The organism is Microcystis sp. M165S2, from assembly GCF_020245885.1.
Lineage (GTDB): Bacteria > Cyanobacteriota > Cyanobacteriia > Cyanobacteriales > Microcystaceae > Microcystis.
The window spans coordinates 1-8,772 of the sequence record NZ_JADBTZ010000228.1; the positions used below are offsets into that span (position 1 = coordinate 1).

An 8,772-nucleotide genomic window follows, 5' to 3' on the forward strand; every position below is an offset into this window, starting at 1 on the left:
GCCAAGCTTTTCTGGTCGGAACCCCCTAAGCCGAGTTTTCAAGGTGCTGCGCCGTCCACTTGGTTTTCGAGACTGGCCTTTTAATTCTAACGTAAAGCCAACCTAGAACGGCGGGGTTTCAGACCCAAAATTTCCGATGATACTACCATGATCATTATTTCTGGGGAGACAGGGGAAGTTCGATAACTTGTTCCCTGTGCCTCTACCCTAGAACCAGTTTGATAATTGTCTTCTACTCAAAGTCTTTGCGTCCGGGGTTACGGGTAGGATCGCCAGAAAGGAAGCCAAAGATAAAAAGTAAGACAAAGAAGGAAACAACGATATAAACGGCGATTTTTAGGGTTAACATTACTAAGACGTTCTCCTTAGACTAGATTAATTCAATAACAGGGGTGAGCATACCTTGACCTACTTTACCCTATTTGGGCGATCCCTGAACAGAGAAAAGCGATCGGTTATCAGTCGTCAGTTATCAGTTATCAGTGAGCAGTGATCAGATGTGAGTTTTTAGTGGACAGTCTTATCAGTGATCGGTTATCAGTGGGAGAAGAGAATATTAAAGGACAGTTTTCTGCTGTCTTTTCACTGTTTACTGGTTACTGTTGACTTATCACTGAAAATACGACTAAATAGCCTATTTTTAGCCAATTTATGAATAATCTCGGTAAATTGTATGTGGTGGGAACGCCGATCGGCAATTTAGACGATCTGACTTTGCGGGCCTTGGCAACTCTCAAAAAAGTCGCTCTAATTGCTGCCGAAGATACCAGACACACAGGGAAATTATTACAGCATTTTGATATTCCAACCCCTCAAATTAGTTACCACGAACATAATCGCCTTTCCCGTCTCGATGAGTTATTAAATATTCTCAGCCAAGGTCAGGATATCGCTTTGGTTACTGATGCAGGAATGCCGGGGATTTCTGACCCAGGTTATGAGTTAATTAAAGCTTGTATAGAAGCTAAGATCGAAGTGGTTCCCATCCCCGGAGTAACGGCGGTAATTACTGCTTTAGCGGTGTCGGGATTACCCACGGAAAGATTCTGTTTTGAAGGATTTCTTCCGGGTAAGGAAAAGCTGAGACAAGAACACTTAGAGAGTTTAAAAACTGAAACGAGAACGATGGTTTTTTATGAAGCACCTCACAAACTTATTAAGACTTTGGAGGATTTACGAGAAACTTTCGGCCCAACGAGAAAGATAGTTTTAGGTCGGGAATTAACCAAGCTTTACGAAGAAATTTGGCGAGGAACTGTCGCCGAGGCGATTAATTTATATCTGGCGAATAAAACTCCTAAAGGGGAATTTACTATCGTAGTTATGGGCAACAATCGGTTCGATACTATCCAATTATCCGACGAGGAATTAAAACGGGAATTAAAACAAATTATCGAAGGAGGAGTTAATCGATCGCAAGCCAGCAGACAATTAGCACAAGTTACTAATTTGTCCCGCAGTCGTTTATACAAATTAGCCTTAGAAATTTGATGATTATCAATTTTTATTCCCACCGCTAACCCTCGATTACTTAGCCGATTGAAGTAACAAAATTCCCCCGGCAGTTAATCCTAAAATATTGGGCAACCAAGCGGCCATCAAGGGGGTTAAAACTCCCCCAATGCCTAAGGAACTGGTGACAAAAGATAGGAGATAATAGGAGAAAATTAGGACGATACAAATACCGAAACTGGTGGCTTTATTAGCATTTTGCGGACGTAATCCCAAGGCTGCCCCAATCATCCCAAAAACTAAACAAACAAAGGGTAAAGATATTTTCTGCTCGATCTGAACCTGTAGTTTTCTAATTTTGGTAGGATTGCCGCTTAATTGCAGTATTCCTAGGTATTCCCGCGCTTGTCTTAGGGTCATTTCTGAACCATCTCGCGCCCGAAAAGCTAAATCTAAAGGGGTACGAGGTAGGGCTAATTGTTGATGTTGAAATCGTACAATATTACGATAGGAACCCTTAGGATCAATTAGATAAATTGTGCCGTTATAAAAATCCCAGATATTTTTTTCAATATTCCAAGAAGCTGATTCTGAGGTAATAATTTGATTAACTTCCGGTTGGGTGCGATCGAGAATGGTTAAACCTAGCATTTCTTGACCGTTAAATCTTTCAGCATAAAATAACCTTCTTAATACCGTTTGCGCTTCCCCTCCATCCGGTGGCCGCACTTTGCCGTATTCAGGATAAATAATATTATCTTCAATAAAAGATTTGCGATTTGGTCGCAGAGCTTTGGTCATGGTAGCATTAGCTTCATAACTGGCAGCTGGAGCCACATAATCATTAAAAACGTAGGTTAATCCCGTCACTATTAAACTTAGCACAATGGCGGGAATTATGAGGCGATAAACACTAATTCCAATACTTTTCAAAGCAATTAATTCGCTATCACTGGCTAAACGACTGTAGGCCATTAAAGCCGCTAAAAGTATCGACATGGGAAAGGCTAAAACGATAAACTCTGGCATTTTTAATAAGAGAATTTTTAAGGCCAAAGTAAAAGGTAAACCCGATTCAGTAATCCGTCGCACTAAATCAAATAAAGTACCGATCGCCACTCCCAAAGAAGTGAATAAACCCATACCAAATAAAAAGGGCAATAATAACTCGACAAAAATATAGCGGTCTAAGATGCTAAATCCGGGTATTCTACTTAAATTTCCTTGCCAATTGCTAACTTTCATGATATAATGCAGCGATTTTTTTATTAATAACAATTATCGGAAAAAATTATCACCCAAATAATACTGACGCACCAGAGGATTATTATAAAGTTCTTCGCCACTTCCCGCCGCTAAAATCTGCCCTTCGCGCATAATATAAGCCCGATTAGTGATAGCCAAAGTTTCTCGCACATTGTGATCAGTAATTAAAATTCCCATCTGACGATCCCTTAAACCGGCGATCATCGCTTGAATCTCGGACACAGCGATCGGATCCACCCCAGCGAAAGGTTCATCTAATAATAAAAATCTTGGTCCGTTGACTCCCACCGCTAAAGCGCGAGCTAATTCCGTCCTTCTTCTTTCTCCTCCGGAAACGTAGGCTCCTTTAGTGCGAACAATCTTATCGAGGCGAAATTCTTTTAATAAATCATAGAGACGATTTGCCCGTTGGGAAAAGGGAACCCCCGACTGTTCTAGGGCTAACTGAATATTTTCTGATACAGTTAAATAACGAAAAATACTGGCCTGCTGCGTCAGATAGCCAATACCCAGACGCGCCCTTTGATTAAGGGGTAATTTGGTAATTTCTTTTTGATCGAGCCAAACGCGCCCTTGATTCGGTTTAATTAATCCCGTGGCGATATAAAAAGTTGTGGTTTTCCCCGCACCATTTGGTCCTAATAACCCGACAATTTCTCCCGGGGCCACAGTAATACTCACCCGGTTAACTACGAGCCTTTTACCGTAGGATTTATGGATATTTTCTAATACTAAAGTCATCTTTATCGGGGGATGGGGGTTGGGGAAGTGGGGAAGTGGGGAGAAAAAAAGCTGACTCCTGAATTCTGTCTCGGAGACTACTGACTCCCAATCACTGCGGGTTAATAATTGGGGCAGCGGGGAGGGAAGGGGAAGGTATGGGTGCGGGTGTCGGAGAAGCAGCCGGTTGGGGGGAAGTTTCGTTATCTTTGACTAAATAAATTGACTCCACCTGCTGACTGGTTTGGGGAGTAGCGATAAATCTGCCCTCATCGACTAGATAAGTCATCGTTTCGGCGCGGATACTGTTGCCTTCCTGCAAAACGTAAACGTTACCCGTCATCACTAAACGACGTTCGCGGCTAAAATACTGAGCTTGGGCGGAAGTGGCCTGCATTTTGCGGGCAGGATAGAACACTTGTACGTTACCCCTCGCAGTAATTACCCCCGTTTTTGAGTTTGCCTCTTGAATATCCGATCGCACTGTCATGGCATTACCGGGTACAATGTTCTGCTGTGCTTTGACTAGGGGAGAATTGCCCAATCCCATGATTAAGCTAGTAGAAACGAGGGAAACTAGCCATCCTCTGATTTTTGTGTATCTTGCTCTCATAGAAATGTCGCCTATAAGTAAATGGTTTCAATTAAATTGAAGATAGATTTTGTCTTTGATCCCCCCTTAATCCCCCCTTAATAAGGGGGGTGCTGACAATTTTTAACACCCACCTACTTAGATGTAATTGTATTGACTAACTAATCTAGCTTTTTAGAGGACAGGATGACTTTTGAGGATTTTCGGCAGAGAACATATAGATCGATCGAGGTGGGGGTGAGGATGTTCCTGATTGCTTTTCATCGCTTCTAGCACTGCCGGTAAAGCTTGGGGATCGAGATTCTGTAAAAAGTTTAATAGATCCAAACTCTCCCCGACCAAGTGCGTCACGTTGATCCCCTCATAATCGGGTTGATAGTGTTGTAAACGTCTCACCCCTTCTCCCAAAAGGATTACCGCTCCGCGCCAGTTATTATTTTCTAGATGGTAACAAGCGACAGCAATCTGCAAAATGCCTTGATAAAAGGTTTTTTCTGGCTCTGCGGACTCCATCCACAAAGCCTCTAGGGTATCATGACAAGCATAGAATTGCTGGCGATTAAATTCGTCGATTCCTTGGCCAAAAGCGGTGGCTGTCATTACCCTAAACTAATGCCCCTTCATCGATTCGCGGACTTCTTGGATATAGTCGAGGGAAATTATCTGTTCTTCCCCGGCAAACTCGTTATCGGGGGTAATAAATAGCATACAGTGACATTCTTTCCGTTCCCGCATCGGTACACAGGGACAATTCCAGAAAGTATTTTTTACCTCCGCTTCTTTGTCTTCGTAGTGACGACAGGGACATAAAGGAGCGCCTAATTCGTCCTTATGACGCGCTAATCCCTCAATTACTACGGCTGTCACCGAGAGATCGCTACAGAAGTAAGTATTTGTACGTCTAGCGTACTGTTCGGCAAAATTCTTCATCGCCTCAAGACTCTTATCTGTGTCTGTGATCTGGCTCATAGTTATCTGATCCCCTTAGCTTTCTAAAAAAAAACTTTTTACTATCCTATCTCGATCCGCTTCCCCTTGGCTGAGGGGAATTTTTAGAATCTCTTTCGATTTTGCGACCGATCCCCTTGTTACTCTAATACGATAAAAAGACTCTCTTTGGCCAAAAGCTGTATTTTTTGGCCAGCAAATGGGAATTATGGGGGCAAAGTTCCTCAAAACCTATCCTTGATTCCCGCAATCCCTGTACCCTATCACTACCAGAACATGATTTTATCTTTCTTGGAGACAAAGAAAATTTCTGACGATAATACCCCTTGGTGGCTGAAAATTACCTCCCTTTCCCCCCACTGTATTTACTATTTTGGTCCCTTTGCTTCTTTTGAGGAAGCACAACAGCATCAGGGGGGTTATCTACAAGATCTAGAGTCCGAAGGAGCGCAAGGAATCAGTCTTTCGATCGAGCGGAGTAATCCCCATTATTTGACCGTTTTTGACGACGGAAATCAGGATCTAGCTAAAACTTTTGCTTCCCATGCTCGAACCTTTTCTCGCTTTATTTCTTAAGTCTCCCTGTCCTCTTTGTCAACGGCAGAGCGAGCGAGAGCTTTGCCGTGATTGTGGGCGACAATTACAGTCCTATCGTCAGAATAACCCGCTTTTTCTCTGGCGTGGTTCTATTCCCCTGTTTATCTGGGGACGCTATGAAGGTAAATTAAAACAGGCGATCGCTAAAATGAAATACGATCGCCATCCCGCTCTCGGCTCTTTGCTAGGCAGTTGCATGGGGGAAACTTGGCTGCTTCGTCCTCCCCTCACCGATAAACGCTTGACGGTGATTCCTATCCCTCTCCACCCAGAAAGGTTAAAGGAAAGGGGTTTTAATCAAGCAGAAGCTATTGGCGAGGGTTTTTGTCGTTTAACCGGTTATCCTCTGGCTAGTCGCGGATTAATTCGGATTAAGAACACGGCAGCCTTATTTAGTCTGGCAGCCGAGGAGAGAAAAAAGACGATGCAAGCGGCTTTTCAACTGGGGAAAAATTTACCGAAATCAGTGCCGATTCTCTTAATTGATGATATTTATACCACGGGAACCACGATCGAGGAAGCTGTGCAGGTTTTACAAACGGAGGGATATCGGGTAGTCGGTGCGATCGCTCTTGCCAGTTCCAAAATTAGCTAAAATGCCCAGACGGATCGGTCTGGGCATTTAGAGTTAGATTAAATTAAGTCCGTTTGATCTTGTCGTATTGACTAATGAAAATCAAACCGATAGTGGCAGGAATCAGGACGATAACCGCACCTAAAACAAGGCTCCAGAGAAAGTTAGCTAAAGAGGGTGTCATGATAGATAAATCCTTTGTCATATTTTCAAAGACTTAGTTTTTTATCTTATCACCTTGGGCGAGAAGACCCCCAGTTCCACGGCCAGATAAATGCGATCGCAAGTTTTATAAGTATCTAAGCACAATTAATTACACATCTAAGCCACTACTCCGTCAGACTTCTGCGGTGGTGAGCAAACAGAGAACTGAAAACTCAAATCCGATCCCTAATAGCTGTATCCCGTCTCCCGTATCCTGTCTCCTGTCTCGGAGTCTCCTGTCTCAACTAGGAAATTAATTTTGCACGACTACTTATGTCTTCAATCGCTGAAAATAAAATCTCCCTTGACTTCTCAAGGTGATAGGGATGTTTGACAATAGGTGATAGTTACAAAAGTTCACACTAGACTGGCAAAGATTTTTATGGCTACTGACGATCGCAAACGGCGCATTCTCGATCATCTCTCCAGAAGCACCAGTGGTGCTGACTATATTCCCAAAAAACCGCTGCCAATTGTGGAAACTCCCCCGCTGGCAGCGCAGCCGGTGGCAGCGCCGCCTCCAGTGACTACTTCACCGGAATTAACTGCTAAAGAGCGCAAAAGAAAGATAATGTCCCATCTTTCCATGAGTAGTGAAGATTTTGGCGAAATTACTAGCACTAACCCCCAAGAAAAGCGTAAACGCCAAATTAACGAACATCTGCGCCAAAGCCAAGGATAAACAGTAAGGAGTGAGAATTAGCAACTAGGCATCTTCTAGACTGTTCTCACTCCCTCATTTTCTGCTGTCGATGGGAATAATGACAGTTGTTGCAAATCAGTTCCTCGCTCTGGCAACAAGGAAATGTTAAAGTTAGTAATGAGCGCTTCGGTGATCGGATGACGTAATTTTTCTGTGGAACCAACATGATAAAAATGCTGTTTAGTATAGATATAAAACTTATCAGCACTCCAATTTTTTTTAATTAAAGGATTGCTTCTAAACTGATTACTGTGCCAAGTGGACAAAATAAACCGACAAGAAATATCCTTTAAAATAGTCACCAAACAATCTTCATCCTCTTCAGACCAAGAGTTAAAATAATCGACGTGTCTCCCCAAATAAGGAGGATCGAGGTAGAGCAAATCTGTTTTTTGCCAATCAGATAAAGTCTCTCGAAAGTCAGCAACTTGAAAAGTATAATCAGTTTTAATCAGAATATTTTCTATGGCAATAACTTGATTGACTATTTTGGTAATATATGCTTGGGAAAATCGTTCTGATTTATGACAGTAAGGTACGTTAAATTGACCTCTGCGATTGAATCTCATCACGCCATTAAAACAGGAGCGATTGAGAAATAAAAAATCTAGAGAATTAGGAGCTTGATTAAATCTTTCTCGTACTTGATAATAATAACTTTCTCCCTGCTCCTTAAGAACTTGACCATTTTCTTGCAAAAAAAGCTTAACAGTTTTACTGGTAATAACTTGACTTTTTAGATTATTATAAAACTGGATAATATGAGTATTTGTGTCCGCAAGTAAAGCCTTTTTGGGATTAATATTAAAAGCCACCACTCCCGATCCAGAAAAAGGTTCTATCCAACGCCCAAAGCTCAGATCAGACACAATATTTTTAACATCTTTCACCAATTTAGTTTTAATTCCTTGACACTTAATCGGGGGCACAAGTGGCGTTAACTTCACTAAAAACTCTCCCCATCAACATTAATCTCTTGATAGTCTGATGATAAATTAATTATTTCATCTTCACGAAGTTTAAGGGCATCACTACCTCTTTGTTTATATTCAAGATAACTTTTAAGATTGGTATAAGGACGAGAGGAATCTACTTGTTTGGCCATATCTGTTGTCAGGTAAGTAGTGGTCTGCTGAATAAATCTAAAACCTTGTCGGATAACACTTTTGGACTTTTTTGACCTCAAAAAGTGCCTGACATAGGAGTGATCGGGGGGAAAATTCAGGTACTTTTTCCCTGAAAATTAGGTAATTGGCCACCTCAAAACTGGTAAAACCCCACACTCCACACCCTACACCCCACACCCTGGCCCCACTAAAAGACTTTTTGCCGCAAACCCTAAGTAGTGGTCTGTCAAGTTAAAATTGACGGATATAATTGGGTTAATTTGATGGGAGCATCTTCGGTAGTAAACTGCCAATCAACAGGAGAAGACGTTTGATTTCTTTGTTGTTCCCAAGCCTCTACTTCTTGGATTAAAGTCTCTTTGGAAGAAATACGTCGGTTGAGGCATTGTCTATTTAAAACACTGAACTCAATTTCAGCCATATTCAACCAACTACCGTGTTTAGGAGTATATTGACATCCTCACCGCCGTAAACGGACGGTGATTCCCAAACCTCACGATTTAGGTTTCTGCTTCTTTCCCTTGCGGGGTTCCGCACCTGCCTTAACAGATTTACTCTGTTCTGGTCTTATGGTCGCTCTACAGACTGA

General features: G+C 42.1%; 13 protein-coding genes and 1 pseudogene. 4 read left to right on the forward strand and 10 right to left on the reverse strand.

The window, feature by feature from the left end:
* Window positions 1–232 precede the first annotated feature (232 nt).
* Window positions 233–349, reverse strand: a complete 117-nt coding sequence (locus IM479_RS11645; protein ID WP_002732356.1) for a photosystem II reaction center protein I — start codon at window positions 347–349, stop codon at window positions 233–235.
* A 302-nt stretch (window positions 350–651) separates the two neighbouring features.
* Between IM479_RS11645 and rsmI the strand changes: the two genes are divergently transcribed.
* Window positions 652–1,491, forward strand: a complete 840-nt coding sequence (rsmI, locus tag IM479_RS11650) for a 16S rRNA (cytidine(1402)-2'-O)-methyltransferase (RefSeq protein ID WP_287684383.1) — start codon at window positions 652–654, stop codon at window positions 1,489–1,491.
* 36 nt (window positions 1,492–1,527) lie between these two features.
* Here the strand turns inward: rsmI and IM479_RS11655 are convergent, their stop codons facing one another.
* The 5 genes from IM479_RS11655 to IM479_RS11675 all read right to left on the reverse strand — a co-directional run bounded on the left by IM479_RS11655 (window position 1,528) and on the right by IM479_RS11675 (window position 4,999).
* The gene (locus IM479_RS11655) at window positions 1,528–2,697 is read right to left on the reverse strand and encodes an LptF/LptG family permease (RefSeq protein ID WP_287684382.1); all 1,170 of its coding nucleotides are present in this window, start codon (window positions 2,695–2,697) and stop codon (window positions 1,528–1,530) included.
* 33 nt (window positions 2,698–2,730) lie between these two features.
* Window positions 2,731–3,459: an LPS export ABC transporter ATP-binding protein gene (gene lptB / locus IM479_RS11660; RefSeq protein ID WP_002797884.1), complete on the reverse strand. Its 729-nt coding sequence runs from the start codon at window positions 3,457–3,459 to the stop codon at window positions 2,731–2,733.
* 91 nt (window positions 3,460–3,550) lie between these two features.
* Window positions 3,551–4,051: an LptA/OstA family protein gene (locus IM479_RS11665; protein WP_287684381.1), complete on the reverse strand. Its 501-nt coding sequence runs from the start codon at window positions 4,049–4,051 to the stop codon at window positions 3,551–3,553.
* Window positions 4,052–4,204: 153 nt separating this feature from the next.
* Window positions 4,205–4,630, reverse strand: coding sequence for a DUF309 domain-containing protein (locus IM479_RS11670; protein WP_061432732.1), 426 nt, complete (start codon window positions 4,628–4,630; stop codon window positions 4,205–4,207).
* A gap of 9 nt (window positions 4,631–4,639) precedes the next feature.
* Window positions 4,640–4,999 carry a ferredoxin thioredoxin reductase catalytic beta subunit gene (locus IM479_RS11675; RefSeq protein WP_002760795.1) on the reverse strand — a complete coding sequence of 120 codons (360 nt, stop codon included), beginning with the start codon at window positions 4,997–4,999 and terminating at the stop codon, window positions 4,640–4,642.
* Window positions 5,000–5,254: 255 nt separating this feature from the next.
* Between IM479_RS11675 and IM479_RS11680 the strand changes: the two genes are divergently transcribed.
* Together IM479_RS11680 and IM479_RS11685 are read left to right on the forward strand one after the other, a co-directional pair.
* Window positions 5,255–5,554: a DUF1816 domain-containing protein gene (locus IM479_RS11680; RefSeq protein WP_287079968.1), complete on the forward strand. Its 300-nt coding sequence runs from the start codon at window positions 5,255–5,257 to the stop codon at window positions 5,552–5,554.
* Window positions 5,523–6,170 carry a ComF family protein gene (locus IM479_RS11685; protein WP_286825205.1) on the forward strand — a complete coding sequence of 216 codons (648 nt, stop codon included), beginning with the start codon at window positions 5,523–5,525 and terminating at the stop codon, window positions 6,168–6,170. Before IM479_RS11680 ends, IM479_RS11685 begins: the two co-directional genes overlap by 32 nt.
* A gap of 43 nt (window positions 6,171–6,213) precedes the next feature.
* Here IM479_RS11685 and psbX read toward each other — a convergent pair whose 3' ends face one another.
* Window positions 6,214–6,333 carry a photosystem II reaction center X protein gene (gene psbX, locus IM479_RS11690; protein WP_002733679.1) on the reverse strand — a complete coding sequence of 40 codons (120 nt, stop codon included), beginning with the start codon at window positions 6,331–6,333 and terminating at the stop codon, window positions 6,214–6,216.
* Window positions 6,334–6,735: 402 nt separating this feature from the next.
* Here psbX and IM479_RS11695 point away from each other — a divergent pair, with 402 nt between their 5' ends.
* A complete protein-coding gene (locus IM479_RS11695; protein WP_287684380.1) occupies window positions 6,736–7,035 on the forward strand; it encodes a hypothetical protein in 300 nt (99 codons plus the stop codon).
* A 35-nt stretch (window positions 7,036–7,070) separates the two neighbouring features.
* Here the strand turns inward: IM479_RS11695 and IM479_RS11700 are convergent, their stop codons facing one another.
* The 3 genes and pseudogenes from IM479_RS11700 to IM479_RS11710 all read right to left on the reverse strand — a co-directional run.
* A complete protein-coding gene (locus IM479_RS11700; RefSeq protein ID WP_287684378.1) occupies window positions 7,071–8,003 on the reverse strand; it encodes a DNA adenine methylase in 933 nt (310 codons plus the stop codon).
* The gene (locus IM479_RS11705; protein ID WP_287684377.1) at window positions 8,003–8,161 is read right to left on the reverse strand and encodes a hypothetical protein; all 159 of its coding nucleotides are present in this window, start codon (window positions 8,159–8,161) and stop codon (window positions 8,003–8,005) included. Before IM479_RS11705 ends, IM479_RS11700 begins: the two co-directional genes overlap by 1 nt.
* Before the next feature lie 248 nt (window positions 8,162–8,409).
* Window positions 8,410–8,634, reverse strand: a pseudogene (locus tag IM479_RS11710) (transposase); the annotation flags it as partial.
* Window positions 8,635–8,772: the final 138 nt, after the last annotated feature.